The sequence below is a fragment of the Nostoc sp. ChiQUE01b genome, assembly GCF_034531255.1.
Taxonomy (GTDB): Bacteria; Cyanobacteriota; Cyanobacteriia; order Cyanobacteriales; family Nostocaceae; genus Nostoc.
Map to the genome: position 1 here is coordinate 19879 of NZ_JAVRBM010000019.1, position 25588 is coordinate 45466.

At 41.6% G+C, this 25588-nt stretch carries 18 protein-coding genes and 2 pseudogenes; 14 read left to right on the forward strand and 6 right to left on the reverse strand.

What is annotated here, in order from left to right:
- Positions 1-173 precede the first annotated feature (173 nt).
- Positions 174-1988 carry a proline--tRNA ligase gene (locus RMY63_RS14870; protein ID WP_322729438.1) on the reverse strand — a complete coding sequence of 605 codons (1815 nt, stop codon included), beginning with the start codon at positions 1986-1988 and terminating at the stop codon, positions 174-176.
- Positions 1989-2192: 204 nt separating this feature from the next.
- Here RMY63_RS14870 and RMY63_RS14875 point away from each other — a divergent pair, with 204 nt between their 5' ends.
- Complete coding sequence (locus RMY63_RS14875; protein WP_322729439.1) at positions 2193-2762, forward strand: Uma2 family endonuclease; 570 nt, start codon at positions 2193-2195, stop codon at positions 2760-2762.
- 274 nt (positions 2763-3036) lie between these two features.
- The gene (locus RMY63_RS14880) at positions 3037-4416 is read left to right on the forward strand and encodes a 1-acyl-sn-glycerol-3-phosphate acyltransferase (protein ID WP_322729440.1); all 1380 of its coding nucleotides are present in this window, start codon (positions 3037-3039) and stop codon (positions 4414-4416) included.
- 379 nt (positions 4417-4795) lie between these two features.
- On the opposite strand, the gene RMY63_RS14885 is transcribed toward RMY63_RS14880, so the two are convergent.
- Entirely contained in the window at positions 4796-5197 is a 402-nt protein-coding gene (locus RMY63_RS14885) for a filamentous hemagglutinin N-terminal domain-containing protein (RefSeq protein WP_322729441.1), read from the reverse strand.
- A gap of 305 nt (positions 5198-5502) precedes the next feature.
- Positions 5503-5742, reverse strand: a pseudogene (locus RMY63_RS14890) (type II toxin-antitoxin system prevent-host-death family antitoxin); the annotation flags it as partial.
- Between the two features lie 329 nt (positions 5743-6071).
- On the opposite strand from RMY63_RS14890, the gene aroF reads away from it, so the two are divergent.
- The 11 genes from aroF (at position 6072) to RMY63_RS14945 (ending at position 21406) form a co-directional block, all read left to right on the forward strand.
- Positions 6072-7181: a 3-deoxy-7-phosphoheptulonate synthase gene (gene aroF, locus RMY63_RS14895; protein WP_322729442.1), complete on the forward strand. Its 1110-nt coding sequence runs from the start codon at positions 6072-6074 to the stop codon at positions 7179-7181.
- A 147-nt stretch (positions 7182-7328) separates the two neighbouring features.
- Complete coding sequence (locus RMY63_RS14900) at positions 7329-9026, forward strand: aromatic amino acid ammonia-lyase (protein WP_322729443.1); 1698 nt, start codon at positions 7329-7331, stop codon at positions 9024-9026.
- 319 nt (positions 9027-9345) lie between these two features.
- On the forward strand, positions 9346-10791 hold the full coding sequence (locus RMY63_RS14905) for a cytochrome P450 (protein WP_322729444.1): 1446 nt from the start codon (positions 9346-9348) through the stop codon (positions 10789-10791).
- 35 nt (positions 10792-10826) lie between these two features.
- Positions 10827-12347: a long-chain fatty acid--CoA ligase gene (locus tag RMY63_RS14910; protein WP_322729445.1), complete on the forward strand. Its 1521-nt coding sequence runs from the start codon at positions 10827-10829 to the stop codon at positions 12345-12347.
- A gap of 313 nt (positions 12348-12660) precedes the next feature.
- Positions 12661-14514 (forward strand): ScyA-related TPP-binding enzyme, encoded by a 1854-nt coding sequence (locus tag RMY63_RS14915; protein WP_322729446.1) that lies wholly within the window; start codon positions 12661-12663, stop codon positions 14512-14514.
- A 255-nt stretch (positions 14515-14769) separates the two neighbouring features.
- Complete coding sequence (locus tag RMY63_RS14920) at positions 14770-15915, forward strand: 3-oxoacyl-ACP synthase III family protein (protein WP_322729447.1); 1146 nt, start codon at positions 14770-14772, stop codon at positions 15913-15915.
- Between the two features lie 316 nt (positions 15916-16231).
- Positions 16232-16891 carry a PEP-CTERM sorting domain-containing protein gene (locus RMY63_RS14925; RefSeq protein WP_322729448.1) on the forward strand — a complete coding sequence of 220 codons (660 nt, stop codon included), beginning with the start codon at positions 16232-16234 and terminating at the stop codon, positions 16889-16891.
- A 172-nt stretch (positions 16892-17063) separates the two neighbouring features.
- A complete protein-coding gene (locus RMY63_RS14930; RefSeq protein ID WP_322729449.1) occupies positions 17064-17696 on the forward strand; it encodes a PEP-CTERM sorting domain-containing protein in 633 nt (210 codons plus the stop codon).
- Between the two features lie 171 nt (positions 17697-17867).
- Positions 17868-19022, forward strand: coding sequence for a bifunctional chorismate mutase/prephenate dehydrogenase (gene tyrA / locus RMY63_RS14935; RefSeq protein WP_322729450.1), 1155 nt, complete (start codon positions 17868-17870; stop codon positions 19020-19022).
- Positions 19023-19102: 80 nt separating this feature from the next.
- Entirely contained in the window at positions 19103-20836 is a 1734-nt protein-coding gene (locus RMY63_RS14940) for a multicopper oxidase family protein (protein ID WP_322729451.1), read from the forward strand.
- A gap of 63 nt (positions 20837-20899) precedes the next feature.
- Positions 20900-21406 (forward strand): hypothetical protein, encoded by a 507-nt coding sequence (locus RMY63_RS14945; protein WP_322729452.1) that lies wholly within the window; start codon positions 20900-20902, stop codon positions 21404-21406.
- A gap of 154 nt (positions 21407-21560) precedes the next feature.
- On the opposite strand, the gene RMY63_RS14950 is transcribed toward RMY63_RS14945, so the two are convergent.
- Positions 21561-23183 carry a tetratricopeptide repeat protein gene (locus RMY63_RS14950; protein WP_322729453.1) on the reverse strand — a complete coding sequence of 541 codons (1623 nt, stop codon included), beginning with the start codon at positions 23181-23183 and terminating at the stop codon, positions 21561-21563.
- Positions 23184-23852: 669 nt separating this feature from the next.
- Here RMY63_RS14950 and RMY63_RS14955 point away from each other — a divergent pair.
- Positions 23853-24050: pseudogene (locus tag RMY63_RS14955) on the forward strand (endonuclease domain-containing protein); the annotation flags it as partial.
- Here RMY63_RS14955 and RMY63_RS14960 read toward each other — a convergent pair.
- Together RMY63_RS14960 and RMY63_RS14965 are read right to left on the reverse strand one after the other, a co-directional pair.
- On the reverse strand, positions 24047-24646 hold the full coding sequence (locus RMY63_RS14960; protein ID WP_322729454.1) for a DUF4058 family protein: 600 nt from the start codon (positions 24644-24646) through the stop codon (positions 24047-24049). The pseudogene RMY63_RS14955 and the gene RMY63_RS14960 sit on opposite strands and share 4 nt — an antisense overlap.
- Positions 24647-24722: 76 nt before the next feature.
- Positions 24723-25262 carry an SH3 domain-containing protein gene (locus RMY63_RS14965; protein WP_322729455.1) on the reverse strand — a complete coding sequence of 180 codons (540 nt, stop codon included), beginning with the start codon at positions 25260-25262 and terminating at the stop codon, positions 24723-24725.
- Between the last annotated feature and the right edge of the window lie 326 nt (positions 25263-25588).

The following is a 25588-nucleotide window of genomic DNA, read 5'->3' on the forward strand; positions in this document are numbered from 1 at the left end:
GATGGCTTTTAATTCTGCAAGTCCCTAATCCAATTTTAGAATTTTTACTTTTAATCCGTCACCTACTAAATGATGTAAATTTTGGGGAGTGGAGGATGGGGAGTGGAGGATGGGGAGTGGAGGATGGGGAATGGGAAATTTTCTACTCCCTACTCCCTACTCCCTACTCCCCTTTATTTTTTACCCTTTATTGCTTCCGTAATCCACTTATGAAGTGTTGTTGTAACTTCATCAATTACTATTTCTTGAGATTTATGGGTGGCTCTTTCTACAACTTCAACTTTGCCATTAGCGATCGCCCGCCCGGTTACAATTCTATAAGGTATGCCAATCAAGTCCGCATCTTTAAATTTCACTCCTGCCCGTTCATCGCGGTCATCTAGTAGAGTTTCAATTCCCCTGGAATTGAGTTCTGTGTAAAGTTTTTCGGCAATTTCGATTTGTTGAGCATCCTTAATGTTAGGAATTGTGACGATCGCGTGATAGGGTGCGATCGCAACTGGCCAAATAATCCCATCTTTATCGTAAGATTGCTCTACAGCAGCTTGCGCTAATCGCGACACCCCTACACCAAAACAACCCATAACTAGCGGCTTTTCTTCACCCTGTTCATTGGTATAAGTTGCACCCATCGCTTGGGAATATTTAGTACCTAATTGGAAGATGTGACCTGCTTCAATTCCACGGGCGCTGAAGAGAGTTTGTTCTGGGTTGTGGATGGCGCGATCGCCTGGTCTGGCTTTACGAATATCTACTACTCGTTCTGGTAACTTAAATTGCTCACCCCAATTAGCACCAACTACGTGATAACCAGCTTCATTCGCGCCTGTAACAAAGTTTTTTAAATCAACGGCTGTTTGATCCACTAAGCGCAAAAACTTAGGATGAATCTGTTTATTGGCAGTAATATACTCATCTTTGATGTCTGGTGCAATGTAGCCTAAAGGTAGAGATTTAGTTGTCCATGTTTGTTGGGCTTCTACATTTGGTACATCCAAACTAATAATAGTTTTAGCATCATACTCAGGAGCTAATTTGGTCAATTCATTTTGCAATTTGACTTCATTAACTTCCTGATCGCCTCGGATGCTCACCAGAACCAATACCGTTATACCACTATCATAAACTGTCTGATAAAGGACATTTTTCACCAATTGAGTCGGAGAACAGTTGAGGAGTTGACAGACCTTTTCTATCGTTTCTGTTCCAGGTGTATCGCGTTTCTCGTAGGTTGTAAACCGTGAGGTTTCGGCGTCAATTGGTAAAGAAACAGCTTTTTCTACGTTAGCGGCGTATTTACCATCTTCAGTGTAAAGAACTTCGTCTTCGCCAGCTTCCGCCAAAATCATAAATTCTGTGGAACCAGAACCACCAATTGCACCAGAATCAGCTTCCACTGACCGAAAAGCTAGACCAGAACGCCGCAGCATATTGCTGTAGGCTTTATACATATCTTGGTAAGTTTCTTTGAGGCTGGCTTCATCGGCATGGAAGGAGTAGCCATCCTTCATGATAAATTCCCGTCCGCGCATTAAACCAAAGCGGGGACGAATTTCATCACGGAATTTGGTTTGAATTTGGTAGAGGTGTAGGGGTAACTGGCGATAAGAGCGAATCATATCACGAGCGATCGCTGTGATGACTTCCTCATGAGTTGGGCCTAATCCTAATTGTTGCTCACGGCGGTCAATTAGGGAAAACATGATCCCCTCAGCTTTGGTGTAAGTGTCCCAGCGTCCCGATTCCTTCCATAAATCAGCAGGTTGTAATTGTGGTAAAAGACATTCTTGTGCGCCTGTAGCGTTCATTTCTTCCCGCACAATCTGGGAAACTTTTTGCAGTACCCGCCACATTAGCGGCAAATAAGCATAGATCCCACTACCGATGCGACGAATGTAACCTGCACGGAGTAATAATTTATGGCTGGGAATCTCAGCTTCAGCTGGATCATCCCGCAGTGTAACAAATAACATTTGTGAAAGTCGCATCGTTTATTCCCTTTCCAGAATCTCTAATTTCTTTATAAACCACCTGGCGATTAGAAATCGCAGCCACACAAACCTCGTTTGCCTGCGCGGACTAAGAAGGTATCCTAGTTTTTGATGCGCCCAGAGCAAGCGCGATCCGCATCATACAGCCGTTAAAATATGGCATGATATAATCTTTGCAACTATTTAATCTAGGTCTAGGTTATGAGTCCTTTGACATTAAAACTAGACACCGTTCACCTGAGTGACGAACAATTTTATCACTTATGTCAAAATAACCGCGAATTGAAGTTTGAACGCACTACCAAGGGAGAATTAATCATCATGTCCCCCGTTGGTGGTGAAAGCGGGAATCGAGAAGCAGATTTAATTATCGATCTGGGAATCTGGAATCGGCAAGCTGGCCTTGGTTTTACCTTCAGTTCTTCTACTATATTTAAATTACCCAATGGTGGCGATCGTTCCCCAGATGCCGCTTGGATTCAACAAGAACGTTGGCAAGCACTTACGCCTGAACAAAGACGCAAATTTCCCCCCATTGCACCCGATTTTGTCATTGAATTAAGGTCAGCAACAGATGATTTGGAAATGTTGCGTTCCAAAATGCAAGAATATATCGATGCAGGGGTGCAATTGGCATGGTTAATTAACCCCCAACAGCAGCAAGTAGAAATTTATCACCAAGAACAAGATCCAGAAGTGCGAAATCTACCCACAGAATTATCGGGTGAAGATGTATTGCCAGGATTTAGCTTGAGTCTATCCTGTTATTAAGATTTGCAAGTGCTGCTAAACCTCTACTATCTGCCCACAATTCCATTGCAGCAGAAAATACTCTATAAGTCTGCGTAAGTACGCTTCATTAAAATAACTTGCGTACACTAAGAATGTATCCTAAGTTTTCTAACCTGAATGATGTGCCAACCACAGCGCCATAGGCAGATTTTAACGCTACTTCATTACTCAGGGTATACTACAGCCGTTAGGATATCTTAAAAGAAATAACCATCAGGCGATTAGAATCAGGGCATCTTTAGGAGAAACTACGTTGTCTAATGTAATTTATCAAGCACAAGCACCCTTAGAATTTATTCCTCCCGCGTTTAACCCTTTATTATTACGAGTTGTCCATCTGTTGCTACCCAGTTGGATAAAATGGCAAACACCTATTACCCAAATTGAAGCAGACAACGTAGAGGTTCTGGTGGATCTCTATCGCCAGTTTCAGGAGGGTAAGATCCGTTTTCTGCTGGCATTTCGCCATCCGAAAACAGACGATCCGTTTTGTTTGGGTTACTTGCTGTCTCAACTCGTGCCAAAGGTAGCACGATCGCAAGGTACAACACTACAACTTCCCATTCACGCTCATTTTATCTACGATCGCGGCATTCCTCTCTGGGCAGGTGCTCACGTTGGCTGGATTGTTTCTCATTTAGGCGGGACTCCGATTCAGCGAGGTAAAGCTGACTGGACGGGATTACGTTCGGCGCGTGATTTGTTTGCCAATGGTAAATTTCCGATGGCGGCTGCGCCTGAAGGTGCTACTAATGGTTTATCGGAGAATATCAGCCCCCTAGAACCTGGTATTGCCCAATTAGGCTTTTGGTGTGCTGAAGATTTGCACAAAGCTGGAGACGACCAACAGGTTCTAATTGTACCAGTTGGGATTAAATATAGTTATGTTGATGCTCCTTGGGAGGCGATCGCCAATCTTTTAAGTGAATTGGAAGCGGCTAGTGGTTTACCTGTGAATCCAGCAAAAAATGCTTCTGTGGAGTCACTTTATCCCCGGTTGTTGACTTTAGCAGAACATTTGCTTTTGCTCATGGAAGAATTTTACACCCGATTTTATCATCAAAAACTGCCAGATTCCAAGATTGTCAACGGGCAAATTCCAGATAGAAATGAAGCGTTAGCAGTTCGTTTACAAGCTTTGTTGAATGCAGCCCTGTTAATCTCAGAACAGTATTTTAATTTACAGTCAAAAGGTAGTTTGAGTGACCGTTGTCGGCGGGTAGAACAAGCAGGTTGGAATTATATATTTAGAGAAGAATTTAAGAATGTAAAAGGAGTATCTGCTGTAGAAAGAGCTTTAGGCGATCGCATTGCTGAAGAAGCGAATGCACGGATGTGGCACATGCGTTTAGTAGAAAGTTTTGTGGCAGTTTCTGGTAATTATATTCGGGAAAATCCAACAGCAGAAAGGTTCGCTGAGACGACTTTAATTTTATGGCAGATGATTGCTAAAATCAAAGGCAATAAAGTGCAACGTCCGCAATTGGGTAAGCAAAAGGTAAAAATTACTGTGGGTGAACCCATATCTATTTCTGAGCATTACCCAGCATATAACGAAAATCGTTTGGGTGCTAGGCAAGCTGTTGCTGATGTGACAAATGATTTACAGCACGCGTTAGAAAAATTGATTTAATTCGGCGTTGCATAAATGCGGAATCGACAAATAGACCATTTGTAGAGACGCGATTCATCGCGTCTTTACTCCACCCAACGATGTATTGCAATCATTAATTGAATTAGTATAAATTTTGAAAATATCTTTATCAAAAATCGAGCGATCGCCACGCTTGAAAAAAACTATACAGTAATTCTCATAATGAGAATAATTACTCGCCGCTTGCTCCCATACAGAAGTTAATCATACAGTTTTCTGAAATGAGGCGATGCCTACGGCGGGCTACGCCTACGCATTCGTACATTCTCCAAATATCAATACTGCACGCAAACAAGCACAAAAGGTGGATGTGTAACATTAATTAGAACATTCTCGACTCAATAGCAACTGCCCATTATCAAGCCGTGAGATTGATTAAATATACATTAGGATTAGAACTACCAAGTGTGCCGAGTCTGCCCAAAATTTCTGAAGGGTTATTCCCCGTCACCCGTGCCAGAATATTTTGAATATCTGCGCTAGGACTGAAGAAATAAGCCCCCCGTCCCTCGCTGATATTAAATTCTTGAAAGCTGTGAAATAGATTGATTTGACGAGTTGCACCACCAGTAATTACTTCTATCGGTAGTCCCAGAAAGTTGTCTATAACTTGAGAGGACTCACCCCCAAGTGTGTTATCCGGCACGATATTGCTTTGCTGTGCCTGGGTTTTAGCAGTGAAGATACTTGCACTTAAGCAGCCCGCTAACCCTGCCAGTCCAAACTGCAAACACTTGTGTAATGCGTATCTTATCGTCATAGGGTGCTATTCATCTTGATTATCTGAGTATCTAATAAAACTGCACCTTGGGACGATAAATAAGCGAATATTCGTTAATTATGCAGTTTTCTGCAATGAGGCGATGCCTACGGCGGGCTACGCCTACGCATTTGTGCATTCTCCGATTTTTTGGAGTTTTCCTAAAACAACGTTCTCAATGCAAGGTGCGATCGCATTTATTTAGTACATAAGTTTTATATTGAAAGCAGGCGATGCCTACGGCGGGCTACGCCTACGCATTTTGGTTTTTGAGGAGTACGATTGTTAGACTAATCAGTTTGCTTTTAGCCTAATAAACGCTTGAGTTCTGCCGTAAAAGTTTCTGTACCAACCATCCGTGAGTTAGAGAGTGCAGTTTGAGCTTGTTGACCGATAATTAAATCTTCCAATTGAGCAAGTCGGTTGATTAATTGTTCGTAGTTTTCGACAGATATAATCACATAACTAGGTTGTGATTCTTTTGTTAGTAAAACAGGCTCAATAGCAGCTTGGTTTAAAATTTCACTATGGGTATTTTGGATTTCTGTAACAGAAAAGCGCTACATCTTAACAACTTTACCAAAAACTTATAGCTATATTCTAACGTGCGAAGCGCAAAATTGATTGTTAGCAAAGATGGCAATACAGTTTTCTGAAATGAGGCGATCGCATTCGTGCATTTTCCAAGAATGAAAACTGCACCCAAACAAGCAGAAAAGGCGGATGTGTAGCATGAATATGTCGGATATTGTGTAATTCATCGGCAGCAGTAAAACTACTGACTGCTAATTAGTCCCTTGATTTTTCAGCTAAGTAATTACACAACTTCAGCTTTTTACAAATTAATTGCATATTTTAGCAGGATGTGAAAACAATGATTATCGTCATGAAATCCGGTTGTCCTCGACAAGAAATTGAATTATTATTGACAGAACTTTCGCGCTGGAAGATTGTCCCAGAAATCTCTGTAGGTAAACACAAAGTAGCAATTGGTTTGATTGGTGATACAACGGAAATCGACGTGCAGCAAGTGCAAAATCTCAACCCTTTTATTGAGCAAGTGCTGCGGGTAAAGAAGCCATTCAAACGAGCTAGTTTAGAGTTTCGTTATGGTGAACCCAGCGATGTAAACGTGTCTACACCCTCCGAAACTATCACCTTTGGTCAAAACCATCCTGTAGTCGTAATTGCAGGCCCCTGTTCTGTCGAAAGCGAAGAGATGATTATAGAAACTGCGCTGCGAGTCAAAGCCGCAGGTGCAAAGTTTCTCAGAGGAGGTGCTTACAAACCACGAACTTCACCTTATGCTTTCCAAGGACATGGAGAAAGTGCTTTAGACTGGTTAGCAACAGCCAGATCGGTTTCTGGCTTGGGTATTATTACTGAGGTGATGGATGGGGCTGAATTAGAAATGGTGGCATCAGTCGCAGATATCGTGCAAATTGGTGCCCGTAATATGCAAAACTTTTCCCTTTTGAAAAAAGTCGGTGCAACAGGTAAACCTGTGTTACTCAAACGTGGTTTGTCAGCCACTATTGAAGATTGGCTGATGTCTGCTGAGTATATTTTGGCAGCAGGAAATCCCAATGTGATTTTATGCGAACGGGGCATTAGGACTTTTGATCGGGAGTATACACGCAATACTTTAGATATATCTGCAATTCCGGTTTTGCGTAGTCTGACTCACCTGCCAATTGCTGTTGATCCTAGTCACGGTACTGGTAAATCGGAATTGGTGACACCAATGGCAAAGGCTGCTTTAGCAGCTGGTTGTGATTCGCTAATGGTCGAGGTTCACCCTAATCCTCAAAAAGCCCTTTCAGATGGGCCTCAGTCGCTCAATTTTGCCAGCTTTGAAGAATTTATGAGAGAAATGGCTCCCTTGGGCAAATTCTTTGGTCGCTGGCAAGAACAGAAATACACAAAAAGTGTCGAAACTAATTCTCTACTCCCCTTACTAAATTGGAAGATTGGAGTTCTTTAACAAGAGAAACAGGAGGCAGGAGGCAGGAGGAATACTGCCCAACGCTGCGCTGCTAGACTCGCTACCACTCTACCACTGCACTATCTGTCTCCTGCCTTCTTCACTAATTGTCAAGGTTGAAAACTTTAGTCATAAACTCTCAAAAGTATGGATACACTTCGCTTAAATAAAAACACTGCTAATAAAACTGTCTTTCCTTTTGTGTATGGTTGTGATGAGACTGTAATTGTAGGCGATCGCAATCTCACTGTTGAAGAAGTAACTAGTGTAGCGCGTTATGGCAAACAAGTACGTTTAACTGACGATCTGGAAAAATTGGCTAATATCCAAGCATCCTGCGATTTTATTAGCCATGCAGTTGAATCTGGCGAACCTATTTATGGGGTGACAACTGGTTTTGGCGGTATGGCAAATGTGGTGATTTCTCCTGAATCTGCGGCTTTACTACAAAATAATTTGATGTGGTATCACAAAGTAGGTGCAGGAAAAAAATTACCTCTGGCTGATGTTCGGGCTGCAATGCTTCTACGTGCAAACTCGCACATTAGTGGTGCATCGGGGATTCGTTTGGAAATCATCAAGCGGATGCTGATATTCCTCAATGCTGGTGTTACACCTCATGTCTGCGAATATGGTTCAATTGGTGCTAGTGGTGATTTAACACCTTTAGCATATATCACTGGGGCATTAATTGGTTTAAATTCCAGCTACACCGTTGACTTTAACGGTGAAGAAATGAATGCACTAACAGCCCTAAAAAAGCTCGGTTTAGAACCATTACAACTACTTCCGAAAGAAGGGTTGGCGATGATGAATGGCACATCAGTGATGACAGGTATCGCTGCCAATTGCGTCTACGACACCAAGAATCTTTTAGCATTAGCAATGGGCGCTCACGCCTTAGCTATTCAAGGTTTAAATGGGACTAATCAATCATTTCACCCATTTATCCATAAGCTGAAACCACATTCAGGACAAAAACGGGCTGCTAACGAAATGCTCAACCTGTTGGAAGGTTCACGCTTAGTTCGAGAAGAGTTAAATGGTTCTCACAATTATCGCGGCGAAGATCCAATTCAAGACCGTTATTCACTGCGTTGTTTACCTCAATATATGGGGCCAATTGTCGATGGACTTGAGCAAATTCAAAAACAAATTGAAGTAGAAATTAACTCTGTAACTGACAACCCACTTATCGATGTAGAAAACCAAGCAAGTTATCATGGTGGTAATTTCTTAGGTCAGTACATTGGCGTAGGCATGGATCAATTGCGTTACTACATTGGGTTATTAGCTAAACATCTAGATGTTCAAATAGCCTACTTGGTAGCACCAGAATTTAACAATGGGCTTTCTCCATCTTTAGTTGGTAATAAAGAACGGAGTGTAAACATGGGGTTGAAGGGATTACAAATTACTGGCAACTCGATTATGCCTCTGTTAACCTTCTATGGAAATTCTATAGCTGACAGATTTCCTACCCACGCGGAACAATATAATCAAAATATCAACAGTCAAGGTTTTGCGTCCGCAAATTTAGCGCGTCAATCAGTAGAAATCTTTCAACAATATATAGCGATCGCCTTAATGTTTGGCGTGCAAGCAGTTGATTTACGCACATACAAAACTGTTGCACATTATGATGCTCGTGTCACCCTCTCACCTGCAACCAGAGATTTATATCTTGCAATCCGCGATGTAGTTGGACAAGCGCCTTCTCCTGACAGACCTTACATCTGGAATGACCACGAACAAGCCCTAGACGAACACATTGCCAAAATTGCAACTGATATCGCTAATGGTGGACAGATTGTGCAAGCTGTTAATGATCTTTTGTTGATGTGACACTCCTATTACTAATTCGTAATGACGCTCGATGACTCGCTAACGCTACGCTAACGTAATTCGTAATTAGGAAAATCAAATTCAATCAGGGTTTTAAGGTTTGCATCTGTAGGGGTGCAAAACCTTACATCCCCTCTTTGGAATAATTGGTATTAATTCACAACTATAGCTATAGCGAACAAGGTTAGGACATCAAGTGATGATAAAACTTAGACACCAAAAGACTTTTCACCCAGTTCCCAGTCCCTTGCTATAAATGCAGTCTCAATCTGTTACGAATGGTGATGATTTTTTCTAATTAAATAGGAGATAAAATACAATGGTTAAACAAAGTATCTACCAAAATGCACGTAAAAAACCTCCTGGACCAACAGGTTTTCCGATTATTGGCTGCTTTCCCCAAATGTCAACAAATCCGCTGCAATTCCTCACCAATGCAGCGCGTAAGTATGGTGGAGTTGTGCATCTGGGGGCAATCGGGCCACAACAACTTTACTTGATTGCCGATCCAGATTGTGTAAAATATGTCCTGCAAGAAAATCCTCAGAACTACACAAAAGGTGAAAATTTCCAGGACATGAAACTGGTTATTGGTGAAGGCTTGGTGATTAGCGAGGGTGATTCATGGCGTTCCCAGCGTCGCCTAATGCAACCATCTTTTCACCGCCAGCAAATCGCCGCGATGGTCAATGACATGACACAGCTTACCGCCGAGATGGTAGAACGCTGGCAAAAAAAACCCGCAGGTGCAACCCTCGATATCTCTGCGGAAATGCTGGTGCTGACACAGAAGATTCTCCTAAAGACGACTTTGAGTCTCGATGCTGATAGCGACACCACTGAACTAATTCAGGCTTGGAATACTATCTACAAGTTCCTGAGCGATCGCTTATGGGCTATCATCAAACCACCTATTAACTTCCCTACGCCAAAAAACCGCCAGTTTCAACAAGCAATTAACACCCTGCGCACAATTGCCAACAACATCATCCAACAACGCAAACAAGGCAATCATACCACTCATGACATACTTTCAATGTTCATGAGTACTCAGGATGAGTCTGGTAAAGGATTGAGTGACCAGCAATTACATGACCAGATAGTTGGACTCTTCTCTGCTGGATTTGAGACTTCAGCTGTAACACTTGGCTGGATCTGGTACTTGCTTTCCAAATATCCCACTGTGGAACGCCAGTTACAAGCAGAACTGACTACGGTATTGGCTGGAAGAACCCCGACCTTTGAGGATCTGCCGCACCTGAAATATACCAAAATGGTTGTCCAAGAAGCAATGCGACTTTATCCAGGTGCTTGGGTTTATGCCCGCAACAACTTAGCCGATGATTTAATTGGCGGCTATCATATCCCAGCTGGCTCGATGCTTTTGTTCAGTCCCTTTGTCACGCACCGCCTTCCTGCTTTTTGGGATAATCCTGAAGGCTTTGATCCTGAGCGATTCACACCAGAACGTTCTGTTGATCGTCCGCGTTATGCATACTTTCCTTTCGGTGGCGGCCAACGTCAATGCTTAGGTGACATATTTGCATTAACGGAAATTCAGTTGATTGTAGCAATGGTGTGTCAACATTTCCGCCTTAATCTACTGCCTGAACACCCAGTTGAGTGCCAGCCATTACTAACTCTGCAAACATGCAAAGGCATCCTGATGACATTGCAGCCACGAACTGAACTTGATAATGTCAGTCAAAATACTCAAAAGACATTATTAACATTGAATTCTGACTATCAATCACTGTCGAAATAGACAAAAGTAATCAAGTCGAGTGAGTCTTTGTAGCCATGAATATTGCTCATCATATCGAACGGGGTTGTCAACTCTATCCTGATAAAATCGCTCTGATTTTTGAAGATAAATCTTTTACTTACAAACAGCTTAATCAATTAGTAAATCGTCTAGCTAACAGTTTACGTGGATTAGGAATTAAAAAAGGCGATCGCGTAGTTTTGTTTTTGCCAAATATTCCCGAATTTATCATTTCTTATCTTGGCATTCTCAAAATCGGTGCAGTTGTTGTCTCAGTCAACGTTATGCTGAAAAGTAATGAAGTTAGATACATTCTCAACGATTGTGCTGCTAAGGCAATAATTACCACAGAGTCACTCATTGAAAATGTACCAGACGCAGATTTACCCGAACTGCAACACATTTTGATTGCCGAGGGTAGGGCCAAAAAGGGAATTTCTTTAGCGAAACTGATGGAAAGTGCTTCTAGCAATGCAGATGCTATTGAAATAGATCGCCATACTCCTGCTAGCATCGTCTATACATCGGGAACAACAGGTTTTCCTAAAGGAGCGACACTTTCCCACAGCAATATAATTTCTAATATGTATTCCCAAAACCGTTGTTGTGGAATGCAACCAAATGATCGATTACTACTTTACTTACCATTATTTCATTGCTTTGGTCAAAATGCTATTCTCAACGCAGCATTAAATGTCTGTGCCACAATTATCCTAAAACGTCGATTTGATCTTGAGCAAATACTTAATGCGATCGCTACTCATCAAGTAACAATGTTTTTTGGAGTACCAACGGTATTCATCAATCTTCTAAATAGTGATTTATCTGGCTACAACCTCAATAGTGTACGTTACTACTTTTCAGCCGCCGCACCGATGCCAATTGAAGTTGCCCAAACTTGGCGAGATAAGTATGGAAAAGTCATTAATGAAGGATATGGTTTAACTGAAACATCGCCATGTGCATCTTATAATCACGATTTGAAATACAAACTTGGTTCCATTGGCGCTCCAATTGAGAATGTAGAAATGAAAGTTATTGACGACAATGGTCGTCAGGTACAGCTTGGTGAATTGGGTCAGATAGTCATTCGAGGGCCTAACGTCATGCTTGGTTATTGGAATCGCCCATTTGAAACTGCCCAAGTAATTAAAAATGGCTGGTTCCATACTGGCGATATTGGTCGGGTAGATGAAGATGGTTTTTTCTACATCGTTGACCGGATGAAAGATATGATTAATGTGTCTGGATTTAAGGTATATCCGACTGAAGTTGAAAATGTGATTTATCAACATTCATCTGTTGCTGAAGTAGCTGTATATGGCGTTAAAGATGCTATCAAAGGTGAGAGAGTTCAGGCAAATATTATTCTTAAGCAGGGCAACATAATTAGCGAAGAACAAATCCTCAAGTTTTGTTCGGAAAGAATGGCAAAATACAAACTTCCCTGTGCTATTAATTTTGTAGATTCCCTGCCCAAAAATCCAACTGGCAAAGTTTTAAAACGAATTTTACGCCAGCAATCAAGCTCTCAATTAGCTGCTGTTAATAACTAAATGCTATAGGAATCATATTTGATTTATGAAATTATCTACGTAGCTGGGGATGGTGGGGCCCCCTCTGGGGATAAGGGGTAATGGGGAGTAGGGAATAGGGCTGAAGGCTTTTCGAGTTGTAGGGAGTTTTTTCAAAAATCAAATCATAGTCCTATAGCTTGAGCCAAGTAATCAATATAGGACTTACGCAAAACATAACGAAAGTAGCGGTAATTCATGAATTACCGCTACGCAATAATCAGGTTTTCAGGCACATCTTGCGTAAGTCTTGCAATAAAGCTAAAAAATCAACAAATAGGAATCAAGGTTGGCAATGGTGAATACTAAATCTATCAACAAAAACGCTCATTCTTCTCAAGCTTTGGGAACAAAAATTAACCCTGCATCTAATCAAATTTTATTTGAAACTTCAACTGGATCTTCCATTTTCTCTCCGGCATCGCTGAATGAAAAATCTCTAGAGTCAGAATTAACCCCTACCATCGCAGAGGCTCTAGTTGAAATCCTGGAAAATTTGGGAGTTAACTATGCATTTGGTGTTTCAGGAGGCGGTATTGGGCCATTATGGGCAACATTAAACCGTAGCAGCATCGAATTGTTGCACTTCCGCCATGAATCAGGAGCAGCTTTTGCCGCTACCGAGACTTATTTTGCCAGCGATCGCCCCGTCGTGGTATTCACTACTACAGGCCCTGGTATCACTAACGCTCTGACTGGGCTTTTTGCTGCACGAGGGGAAGGAGCAAAGGTAATTTTCTTGTCAGCTGCAACTTCAACTGGAAATCGCGGTCGGGGAGCTTGTCAAGAAACCAGCGCCCACACAATGCCTTTCTCAGGAATTTTTACATCAGGCCCACTATTCAATTACGCAACCATATTAGAGTCTGGAGATCAACTACCAGAAATTTCTCGCAGACTTGCCCAAGGTTTAGCACAACCAGGCAGCTTTGTAGCCCATATTAGTGTTCCTACGCCAATACAGACGACACGATTAAAAGTACAGTTACCTCAGCCAGCATTTTCTCAAACTGTACCAACTGCCAGTGAAGAAGCGATCGCTGAATGTGTAAAGTTGTTATCAGCAGAATCTTTTGCTATCTGGGTTGGCTTCGGTGCACGACACGCCGCAGAGGAAATCTGCCAATTGGCAGAAAAAACTGGGGCGGCGGTAATGACATCACCTCGCGCCAAAGGCATTTTTCCAGAACATCATCCCCAGTTTATCGGTGTCACAGGCTTTAGTGGGCATTTATCTGTCCTGAAATATATGCAGGAACAACGACCACAACGCATACTAGTGTTGGGAACGCGCCTTGGTGAGCCGACTTCATTCTGGAGTCCAGCAATGATTCCTGTTAATGGGTTCGTCCATGTTGATATCGACCCACAAGTTCCAGGAGTGGCTTATCCATCAGTAGAGACTCTTGCTGTCCACTCGGAAATCAAAGCATTCCTCAAAGCTTTATTAAAACACCTTCCAGAACGTCTTAATTGGTTTCCCACTTCCTCACTACCCCGTCCTGAAGCCTACACCAATACTCAGCGCCCAAATGGCTTAGTGCGACCCGAAGCACTGATGGATGCAATTCAACGGCTGATTATTGAGGGCAGCGATGCCTCAATCTTAGCTGAAGCAGGTAACTCCTTTGCTTGGGCAACTAATTTACTGCGATTTAACCAACCAGGTCGTTACCGGATTAGTACTGGTTTTGGGTCTATGGGTCATGCTGCCACTGGGGTAGTTGGTACTGCATTAGGACGAAAAGGTAAAGCCGTTGCGATTGTTGGCGACGGAGCAATGTTGATGAACAATGAAGTCAGCACAGCCGTAAAATTCGAGATTCCAGCTGTCTGGATTGTCCTCAACGATGGACGCTACAATATGTGCGCCCAAGGAATGGCATTGCAGGGATTAAGTGGGAACGTCCCTATAGATACGGAGATACCGAGTACTAATTTTGCTGCGATCGCTAGAGCTATGGGAGCCGATGGCATCTGTGTTAATACTGAGTCTGACTTAGAAGCAGCTATAGAAAAAGCACTTGCCTCTAGGGTTCCATTCATTATTGATGTGAAGATTGACTCAACGCGACCCGCACCGATTGGAGGTCGCATTCAGAGTCTGATTAAGCAAGGAGCCATAGAAGCCAAAACAGGCCGTTCCTAAATCCGTACATCTAATCATACCAATAGAACGAACTTACGCAATAACTCTCTAAAACTCTTATTTCTCTACGTCCTTTGCGTCCTTAGTACAACATTTCATTAATTCGTAGCGAATTCTCTGCGTGCCTCTGCGCTTTCCTTTGCGTTTAAATCTCATACCTCAATTCGCCACGATTTTCCACAAAGCTGTACTTAGCGGTTCGTTTTTTCATTATTTTGCGTAAGCTCTATTCCATTAATCAAAAGGAGATTTGTCATGACAACATTAGAACCAGTAGGTATTCGCGCAGTCTCAGTTAACTTTCCTAGCATCATCCGCACAAACGATTACTACAGAGAAAATTTCCCCAAGATGGTTGCTGAGGCTGAACAAAAAACCCTAGCTAAACTTTTTGTACCCGATAATGCCACAGTCAATAGTGACGACGATATCTGGTCACAAGAGGTAGCACCGTATATATCAGACCCCTTCCGTGGGACTGTCGAGCGAAGGGTATTAGCTGCCGATGAGACTTCGCTCTCACTAGAGTATCGCGCCGCTATCGATGCTCTCGAAGCTGCAAAGCTATCTCCTGAAGACATCGATTTGATGCTGGTTACTTCACTGTTTCCAGAGCAAATCACACCTGGTAATGCTGCCTTTCTCGCTGGGAAATTAGGACTACAAGGTGCGGCGTGGAATATAGAATCAACTTGCACTTCAGTATTGGTTTCCCTTCAGACGGCCTGTTCTTTGGTGCAAACGGGACAGTATCGCAATGTGTTAGTGGTTGTCTCAACTACCTACTCACGCTATACCGACGAAAATGATACTCTGGCGTTTTTATCAGGCGACGGTGCTGGAGCCTTTGTAGTTGGTAAGCTCAAACCAAATCAAGGTATTCTTGGTACGAAAATTGCCAATACCTCTGCTACCTGTGGAGCTTTCTATAATGAATTCACCACCGATGAGCATGGCAACGTCAAAATGTTCATCCGAGGCGGCAAGGGTGCAAGTAAGATGTTTAACGAGACGACGGTGAAGTTTATTCGTCTATGTTGCCACGGTGCGATCGCTGATGCTGGACTCACCTTAGATCAAATTAACTTTTTTGTTTTCAATACACCCAGCGCTTGGTATTCACGAGTTTGCATCCGCGCTTTAGATATCGAACCAGAGCGTACAATCAACATCAATCCCCTATATGCCAACATTGGGCCAACCTTTCCCGTTGCTAATCTCTATCACGCCGCTCACGCAGATAAAATTCGTGAAAACGATTTAGTTCTCGTCTATACAATGGGTTCGTCATCTAATGCTGGTGGTTGTGTAATGCGTTGGGGCGATGTCGCGTTAGGCCCTGCTCCCGCTTCCTCAGTCAGCCTTTCTCAACCAGAGGATAGAATTCTGATCCGTCACTAGAATTATAGTCATATATAGGACTCATATTTGATTGCGTGAAAAAACTCCGTACACTCAAAAAGTCTTCTTTCCTACTCCCCACTCCCTACTCCCCACTCCCAGCCTACACAAATAATTTCAGGAATCAAACCAGATTCCTATATCAATTTGAGATTGTGCATAAAACTGTATTGCTATTTATTTCACAATACAAGGATTATGTACATACAGATGGTATTTTTGCTGATAATGCGTAGGCATAGCTCGCTGTAGGCATCGCTTGCCAAACGGTCAACTTCCCAGCATTCAAGTATAGTTATATTGCGAGATAACTAAAATGGCTTTGTTGAATAAATTCTCGATGGCTTCTGCTATCAGCATCGCAGCATGTTTAGTTTTAGGAATGGTTGGCATAAATCCAGCCGAAGCTGCTCTTTTTAAATTTACTTTCGAGGGTGAAGGAGCAAATGGTTACTTTATTTATGATGACTCAGCTAATAAGATAGAACCTCTTGGGCCGAACGTTCCTCTTGCTGAGTATGATGGCTCAGTGGAAAAGTATTTTGTTAATGCAGGGGATATTCTGGCTCAGGGAACAAAAGGATCGCAGGAAGATATACATAATGAAGCCAGAAATATTGTTTATCTTGGACGTGCCGGTAGTTTGGGCTACGATGGCGCCATTGATGACTTTATTCTTTACGTTCCTCCGGCTGCTCGTGGGCAGCAATACGGTTTATCAATTCGCTTTAGTTACCCAGAGGGTACCTTTTCAGATTCTGTTGCCATCAGAACAAGCGTACCTGACACCGCGAGACTCAGAGTTTACCCATACTGGGACTTTCCTAATACAACGGGAGACTACACCTTTGAAGGAACTGTTAAAACAAAAATCGAGCAAATTCCTGAACCTGCATCAGTGGCTGCATTACTGGGAGTAGGTGCTTGGTTTATCTTCCGTCGTCAGCGCCGACAATTATTATCTGCACAGGATTAATTACACCGAACCAGTTTAATATATTTAGGTCAAAAAAGAATGCAACAAATAGACCATTTGTAGAGACGCGATTCATCACGTCTTTAACCAAACATGTGTTGCAATCATTAATTTAATTGGTATTAGTTTCAAAAACTAATTTAGCAATCAATCTTTGAGAAAGGTAATAAAAATGACTCCATTGAATCAATTATCGCTTCCTGCTATTTCAAGCGTAGTAGCATTAGTCATATCAGCAACATTAAACATAGATACTGCTCAGGCAGCATTGTATAAATTCACTTTCGAGGGTGAGGGAGTGAACGGTTACTTTACTTACAATGACACTACCATAGGGTTTGCAAATTCACCGAACGCTACCGGATATTTTGAAGGGGGATATGATTATAAATTTGACTTGGGCGAGAAGGGAGTTTTTCAAGGAACTATTGGCAATCCGATTGTTTTTTTGCCCCGTCTAGAAGATGGTATTACAGCACCTGAAACCGACGATTTTCTTTGGGAAGTACTCGCTTCTCAACGGCAGCCAGCGTCTAAGTTTGCTTTGGTGAACTATTTTCATTACCCAAAGGGTTCATTTGATGGCTCTACTGCAATACGGACAACAGTCCCAAGTACTGCAATCCTTGATGTCTATCCAAATGTGGACTTTCCTAATTCAATAGGCAACCTGTTGTATACAGGAACTGTCCAAACCCGAATTGAGAAAGTTCCTGAACCTGCATTATTGCCTGCATTGTTGGGAGTAGGCGCTTGGTTTATCTTTCGTCGTAAACATCACTCTTCGATGCGGCAAACAAATTAAACCAATTCGCAATTCGCAATGACGCTCGCGGACTCGCTAACGCTGCGCTAACGCAATTCGCTTTTTCCGTGTTGTAACGGGGATAAAGACAAGAGCCACAACACTTGCGGCTTGATAGAAGCCGGAGATTTAAACCCCTACACTTTGTTAATAATATATTTTGAAAGTCTTATGCTTCCAGAAAAGCTGAAAAAAATTGACCAACAACTCATTGATTTACTAGGTAAAAGAATTGCAGTTTTGGCTGAATCACAATCCATTTCTTTAGAAGAACAAATTACTAATTTTGCATTTGACTTGGTGCAGGCTGGTGTTCCAGAGTCGATGTGGCAAAATCTGGTTACAGGTTGTAGCTCTGCTGTTGCTAGTGCATTTTCGCCTCCAACTAAGACCAAGCCACGACGGGTTACTCTAGTTGGTGGACGGGGGATGATGGGGCACTTTTTCCAGCAGAAGTTATCAGCCGCCGGTCACTACGTCAGTATTCTCGATCGCGGTGATTGGGAACAAGCAGAATCTCTGTTAGAAAAAGCAGATTTAGTTTTAGTCTGCGTTCCGATTGAAGATACAATAGAGGTTATTTATAAGCTTGCTAAATACCTTTCTGGGACTACTGCTTTAGCTGACATTGCGAGTATTAAAACTCCAATATTACAGACTATGCTTGAGGAGCATAGTGGGCCTGTAATGAGCTTGCACCCAATGTTTGGCCCAGGTATCAAATCGTTCTTGTCTCAAAAAGTTGTAGTCTGTTCTGGTCGTGGAGACGATGCTTTTCAATGGCTTCTGGATTTGATTGAAAATGATGGTGGTAAACTAATTGTATCTACACCAGAAGAACACGACCAAATGATGATTGCTGTTCAAGCAATCCGTAACTTTAAAACCTTTTGTCTTGGAGTTTTTCTAGCAGAAGAAGAGATTGACATCCGTCGAAGCTTAAATTTTTCTAGCCCAATTTTCCGTCTAGAAATTGACATAGTTGGTCGCTTGTTTGCTCAGTCTGCACCTCTAATAGTAGATATTATGCTTGCTACATCAGAGCGCCGTGAAGCTATTAAACGACTAGCGGTAACATATAATCGGTTGGCGCAATTAATTATTCACAACGATCGAGATAACCTGATTCGGGAGTTCAAAACAACCCATAGCATTTTGGGAGAAGAAATGAACTCTGCTGTAGAGGAAAGTACTCAGATGATTAACACCCTGAGTACACTCTTAGCAGCTAGGGATGTCGAACAAAAACAACCATATTTTGTTAGTAAACAAAGTGCGATGCCTTTGGCGGGCGTAGCCATCGCTAATCAACCTATAGCATCATGAGCTGATAAGAGTTTCAGAGAGTTTTTGCATAAATCCAAGACCTTATAGACTCAACGCTAATTTTTACAATACAACCAAAAATGTTAACCAGAAAACAATTTTTAACGATGAGTGCAGGTTTAGGAGTAGGAATTCTGCTTCCCGAAGTACTCAAAGCCAAGAAAACCTATGCAGCCTCGCCTCAACTCTCAAAATTTACCGAGTCTCTGCCCATTTCATACCCGATTTCACCACCTAGTACCTTAGATATTGCCCCAGGTAAACATTCGTTCCACAGCAGCTTAGGGTCTTTTCCCACTTGGGGTTACGGCGGATTGTCTTATCTTGGCCCCACTTTCGAGGTAACAAGGGGAACGCCAGTTAGGATTCGGGCATTCAACAAACTCGGTACTCATCCATTAGCTGGCTCAGTCGATACAAGCTTACATGGTGTCAATGCGTCTGACATAACTAACCCACGGACAGTCATACACTTACACGGCAGCAATACCGAACCTGACAGCGACGGTTATCCAGAAGACACATATCTGCCTGGACAGAGCAATGTGTACAACTACAACAACAATCAAGAAGCAGGGACACTCTGGTATCATGACCATTCCCTTGGCATGACCGCCTTGAACCTCCAAGCTGGGCTGGCTGGGATGTATCTGATTCGAGATGATGACGATCCCATCGGTGGCAATGGCCCTCTTGGTATCCCTGCTGGAGCGCCCTATGAAGTGCCCTTGATACTACAAGATCATTCTTTCAATTCCAATGGTTCGATGTCCTTTCCAGCAAAATGGGATCATGAGTTTTACGGCGATGTTGCTGTTGTCAACGGCAAGGCTTGGCCAAACCTCAATGTTGACCGAACTTTGTATCGCTTCCGCATCGTTAACGCTTCAAACTCCCGATTCTTCAGACTTAAGCTGTCGTCAAATCAGCAACTAATTCAAATTGGCTGTGACGGAGGATTCTTGAACACTCCAGTATATTTGTCTAAGCTACTGCTGGGGCCTGGTGAACGAGCTGATGTACTAATCGATTTTTCTACAAGTCTGCCAGGAGATAAGATCGTATTGCAAAATGACGCTGCTGCACCGTATCCCAAAGGCTTGGCTACAGTCATTGACCAGGGTTACTTTAGAATGCCAGAAATCATGCAATTCACAGTGAATCGGGGCGCTGCTGTTCCTAAAGCTATTCCCATACGGTTGCGAGTAAACAATCCATTGATAACAAAGATTGCTACCAAACCAGTAAGACAGCGCAACCTGGTTCTAACAGATATTTTGAACTCTAAATTTCAGGTGTTAGCGATGATGCTCAACGCAGTTTACTGGCATGAAGCAGCCAATCACCCAGAATTAAGGGAGCAACCACAAGTAGACACAGTAGAGCAGTGGAACTTCATCAATCTACAGCCATTCGCTCACACAATGCACCTGCATCTAGTACCATTTCAAATCCTCAACCGCCAATCAATTAATGATACTGCCTACTCCGCAGCATACAGGGCTACTGGGCCGCGTCAAGTACTTATGCACCATGCGCCTGGTGGGGATAAAGTGCCATTCGGTTATCCACCACTTGACCCTACCCCCTATTTAAAAGGTTTGGCAAAACCACCAGCAGCAAATGAAGCTGGTTGGAAGGATACTGTGGTAGTCAATCCGTTTGAGGTTGTTCGTCTGATAGTTCCCTTCGGTGCTAAAGCCACAGCGAATTTACCTTTTGGCAATTCATTTACTGGACGCTTCGTGTGGCACTGCCACATGCTTAATCACGAGGATAACGACATGATGCTACCCTTTGACGTACTACCGTAGCCCTTGCCAACACCTATTAGTTACACAAAGTTAATAATGGTTTGAAATAAAAGGGAAAATGGAATGAATTTTGACAAAAAGCTTGCAGTTACCATCACTAGTACGGTCTGCCTTTTAACAACTACAATGGCTCCTGTTTCAGCCGCAATTTTTAATTTTTCCTACTCTGGTACGAGTGTACTTGACCCCAATGACATTGTTACAGTTGCAGGAAAATTAACAACTAACTCCTACGATTCAGCCACAAATAGTTATGAAATTATAGATATTACTGGCACAAGAAATGGCAACCCAATAGAGTCTTTGTTATCTCCAGGATCATTTCTTGACAATGATAATCTCTTATTCGCTGAAACTCCGGCGTTGGATGAATTCGGATTTGCTTACACCGTAGGAGGATCGTCATATAATGTGTTTTACACTTATGACTATTTAGAAATAGGAGAGCAAGGTTATTACACAGGTTATCCCCTCACTTCTTTTTCTATAACACCTATCCCTGAGTCTTCGTTAATGTTAGGTATACTAAGTATAACTGTTTTAGTGGCTATCAAAAAAAAGAAAGGGTAGATTAGCTCATTTAAAAAACTCGATAATCCCAATGTGGGCGTTGCTGATTCAGGTCAAATGATAGAGACAATTCATTAGCAGCAGCATCACCTAAATCAACTAAAAATAGCCAGATGGTAAACAAATTTTGGAGACTACTTCATATAGCAATTATCTAGAAGTTTAAAATATCTAATGATTCTTCTATCTCTAAATCTAATATTATTTCTCGTGTATCTTTGAGTGCTTCTAGTTTACCTTCTTTACGATAGATGTCTGCTGCTTTTTGAAAATCTTCAATTGCTCCCTGTTTATCTGCAATTTCTAAACGAATATTACCACGATTATAATAAGCATCAGCATAATTAAAATTAATCTGAATTGCCTGAGTATAATCTTCAATTGCGCCCTCAAAGTCTCCTAAATCTGAACGAGCATTACCACGGTTGTAATAAGCATCAGCATAACTGGGATTAATCTGGATTGCTTGAGTATAATCTTCAATTGCACCCTCAAAATCTCCTAAATCTGAACGAGCATTACCACGTTTTTTATAAGCTATGGCATCTTGAGGATTAATTTTGATTGCTTGAGGAAATCCTGGCTGAGAGCCTAATAAATAACGAGCAATCCCACGGTTTTTATAAGCATCAGCATAATGAGGATTAATTTTAATAGCCTGGGTATAATCCTCAATTGCTCCTTGGTTATCTCCAACATGAGAACGAGCTTCAGCCCGATTTTTATAGGTTACGGCAACATTAGGATTAATTCTAATAGCTTGAGTATAATCATTAATTGCTTCCTCTAATCGCCCCAATTGATAGAGAGCTAAACCTCGTTTATTGTAAGATTTAGCATCATGAAGATTTTTTTGGATTGCCTGAGAATAATCTGCGATCGCAGCTTCATAATCTCCTATTTGATAATTAGCTAAACCTCGTTTATAATATACAAAATCAACATCACTTTGATTAACTTGTAAGGCTTGATTATAGTTAGTAATTGCATTTGTATATTCTCCCCTTTGAAAGTATTCATCACCCAATTTTACATAAAACATATTTAAATCTTCATGATCATATTCAGGCTGAAAAGAAGATTGGAGTACCTGATGATTAGTTGGCTTAGATAGAATTTCCTGTTTCGGAAGATATTTATAAATAGGTGGTTGTTGCCGAGAAGAATTATTTATAGAAGATTGTAACTGTTCTAGATAGCACCATAAACCACCACCATATAGTAATTGTTCTATTCCAAAAGAAATTTTACCAGTCTTTAACTTAATCATTTGGGTTGGGAGAAAGCCAGCCAAAAAAAGATGATACTCAGATTGTGCTTCACTGACATCTTCTTGAATTAAAATGCAAACTACAACTGCATTTTTTTCAACTTCTTCAGAACTAATTGACCATCTAACTCTGTCAATGCGACCATGACGAGATTTAACTTCAATACCAATGGATGGGTCAGAAGTCAAAGTAAAATCTATATTGCCATCGCCGCCAAATCGCTTTTCATAATCGACTTCGGTAATAAAATCAGCTAAACGTTCTTTGACAACTTCCTCACCCAACTTTCCTTTGAGATAGCTAATAAAAACATCACGGACTGGTAAAACACGCTTATATTTTTCAGCCATCTGCCAGCAAAATTCCCGTAGTGCCTTTAACCTCTCTCCAGAAATTATAGTTAATTCACTATATTGACCTTCTGTTTCACAATGAAGCAGACAACCAGATGCTAACCTTTTAATAAAATCAGACTGTAGCGATCGCAGTAGTGTAATCCAGTCCATTTATGTTTCTGCGAATCTTTTGATGAGATTATTCTATTAAAATATCCATTCGGCGTAAACCTTTTAATTAGCTTGGATGATATTCCCAAAAATTGTTTACTATTTTGTAATAATTATTCATTTAAATTAATATATTAGAATGGGCTATGATACTCGTCGTTGGACATTGGCGTAATTTAGATTAGTTTTGAAGGTGCGGCCATGTTTGATTATGCCAGAGTATTGAGGAGTTGGGGGGAAGAGTGCGATCGCTCTTAATAATACATGAAATATTAATTAGCTAACCACCAAGATCGCAAATGACCCAAAATCACAACCCCAAGCCTCCCACCGACTCCAGTCCCCCCTCCTCGCTTGCGGGCTATCCATTAGTCACATCTTTCTTTACAATCTTGAAACGCTTGTTTTGTAGGCATCTTAAACACGCTCGGTGTGAGGCATACTTGACAAGTTACCTCTTAATATTCTCGCTAAAAGTAGGTTTTTATTGAGAATTAACGACGAACGAATCAGGGTTATAAAAAACGTGAGTGAATACTCTCGCAAATGTTAAGAAAGATCCGGGTAATGGATAGGCTTGCGGGGAGGGGGTTAGGGAGTGGGGTTCCAGGATACCCTTGGCAAACCCCACAGGAATTTTGGAAAAAACTTAAGCCATTGGCGCGACAGATGCGGTGTCAACCAACTCCAGCAGAAAAGCTACTTTGGCAGAAGTTGAGACACAAGCAAATTTTGGGTTTCAAGTTCCGCCGTCAGCAAACAATTGACCGTTTTATCGTCGATTTTTACTGTAATGAAGCGCAGTTAGTGGTGGAAGTAGATGGCGAAATTCATGACTATACCCAAGAGGAAGATGCGATACGTCAAGAATTTTTGGAGAGTTTGGGGTTGCAGGTTGTGCGATTTAGAAATGAGGATGTATTTTGCATACCATCTCCAAAAACTAACATTGGTTCTCCAACGCGTAATAAATCAATTTCTACCACATGTGTTGAACTTCCTAATACTCGTTGTCGCTTAGTTTCGTATGCGTTGCGTCCTTCCCCTTTACGTTTATTTTTAGGTGAGAGAATTTCAATCACTGTCACCACTTCTTTTGTTCCTACCTTTCGCACCTCTAAATATCTTTCCTTTACTATCTCAGGTATAGGAACTGTCACCGTTTTAGGTTGAATAGCAGGTGTAGCTACAGCTATATTCGGTATTTTAGGATTTATTGCTGTCTGTGAATTTTGTACTATTACATCAGGAATACCAACCAAGAGTTTATCATTGCCAGTAGTTTGATAAATTCGTTCTTCAATGGCGACAAAATATTTAGGACGTAATTGAGGAAAGAGGTAATCTGCGTAGATGCGAAGCAGCTTGTCGTCAGATATCGCTACTATTAGTCTCCCATGTAATCCTGGCCATAATTCAGGATCTTTTAAATACGGGTTCATTCCTGGAAATGGATAAGCCATAACAAATATCTCAAAACCAAAATTTTAAAAGTAATTCTCATAGCCCCATCCTCGCTTATGGGGAGGGAGTGAGGTTCTAAGAACAACTAGTAAGGGCTGCGCCACATTGATCTTCCCTTGTCAACCAACCCTTAACACCTTGATATTCCACCTGCGCCCAATCTCCTTGACAGCCTAGCAATTTGACAGCCGTATTAGCAGGAATTCTTCTCCCTTTTTGGCTTTCTTGATTTATGCCAGTATATAAATACACGCCCTTAGTACCGTAGCCCCGCGTTGTTAAGCCTAACTTTGGCACAAATACCCATCCAGTTCCTTGAAAACCATTGCTAGCATTAGTAATCTGCACCCAATTTCCAGCAGCACCAATAACCTGAACTGTTTCGTTGATGGGTATTTGTCCTATAATTACGTTATTTGTACTTGCACCACTCCGCACATTTAAACCTTGGGCATCTGTATCGGTGACGTAGGCAAAAAGATCGCACTTTTGAGAATTAATTGATTTCGCTAAACTTATTTCACTAGCTATACCAGTATTGAGTATTATATTAATACAACTGAATGCCAATCCGATCGCTAACTTTGATGCTAGATTTTTCACTTTTTTTGTCATAATTTCTTCAAGTTTCTGGCATCATTACCCAAGGCTGAAGTCTTAGTTTATATCTCTGAATCTACCTAAACAAATTTTGGTTAACTTTGTAACGTAGTTCTATCAAAGAAATTTTAGTACTATAATAACACTTTTAATTTTACAAAATTTAGTTCTGCGATGTCTACGACGGGCTACGCCTATGCTGATGGATGCAACACAAAGATATGATTGAGTATTAATGTGTCAGTATATGGTGTAGTTAACGCCAACAGTAAGTTAAAATTTCGACAAAGATTCATTAAGTTATATGAATAAGAAAATACATTCCAGATCAGATAGCATAG

Coding starts and splice junctions, on each gene's coding strand:
- RMY63_RS14940 (WP_322729451.1), top strand. CDS start 19,103: ATGTTAACCAGAAAACAATTTTTAACGATGAGTGCAGGTTTAGGAGTA.
- RMY63_RS14905 (WP_322729444.1), top strand. CDS start 9,346: ATGGTTAAACAAAGTATCTACCAAAATGCACGTAAAAAACCTCCTGGA.
- aroF (WP_322729442.1), top strand. CDS start 6,072: ATGATTATCGTCATGAAATCCGGTTGTCCTCGACAAGAAATTGAATTA.
- RMY63_RS14945 (WP_322729452.1), top strand. CDS start 20,900: ATGAATTTTGACAAAAAGCTTGCAGTTACCATCACTAGTACGGTCTGC.
- RMY63_RS14900 (WP_322729443.1), top strand. CDS start 7,329: ATGGATACACTTCGCTTAAATAAAAACACTGCTAATAAAACTGTCTTT.
- RMY63_RS14915 (WP_322729446.1), top strand. CDS start 12,661: ATGGTGAATACTAAATCTATCAACAAAAACGCTCATTCTTCTCAAGCT.
- RMY63_RS14920 (WP_322729447.1), top strand. CDS start 14,770: ATGACAACATTAGAACCAGTAGGTATTCGCGCAGTCTCAGTTAACTTT.
- RMY63_RS14875 (WP_322729439.1), top strand. CDS start 2,193: ATGAGTCCTTTGACATTAAAACTAGACACCGTTCACCTGAGTGACGAA.
- RMY63_RS14960 (WP_322729454.1), bottom strand. CDS start 24,646: ATGGCTTATCCATTTCCAGGAATGAACCCGTATTTAAAAGATCCTGAA.
- RMY63_RS14910 (WP_322729445.1), top strand. CDS start 10,827: ATGAATATTGCTCATCATATCGAACGGGGTTGTCAACTCTATCCTGAT.
- RMY63_RS14885 (WP_322729441.1), bottom strand. CDS start 5,197: ATGACGATAAGATACGCATTACACAAGTGTTTGCAGTTTGGACTGGCA.
- RMY63_RS14925 (WP_322729448.1), top strand. CDS start 16,232: ATGGCTTTGTTGAATAAATTCTCGATGGCTTCTGCTATCAGCATCGCA.
- tyrA (WP_322729450.1), top strand. CDS start 17,868: ATGCTTCCAGAAAAGCTGAAAAAAATTGACCAACAACTCATTGATTTA.
- RMY63_RS14930 (WP_322729449.1), top strand. CDS start 17,064: ATGACTCCATTGAATCAATTATCGCTTCCTGCTATTTCAAGCGTAGTA.
- RMY63_RS14965 (WP_322729455.1), bottom strand. CDS start 25,262: ATGACAAAAAAAGTGAAAAATCTAGCATCAAAGTTAGCGATCGGATTG.
- RMY63_RS14950 (WP_322729453.1), bottom strand. CDS start 23,183: ATGGACTGGATTACACTACTGCGATCGCTACAGTCTGATTTTATTAAA.
- RMY63_RS14870 (WP_322729438.1), bottom strand. CDS start 1,988: ATGCGACTTTCACAAATGTTATTTGTTACACTGCGGGATGATCCAGCT.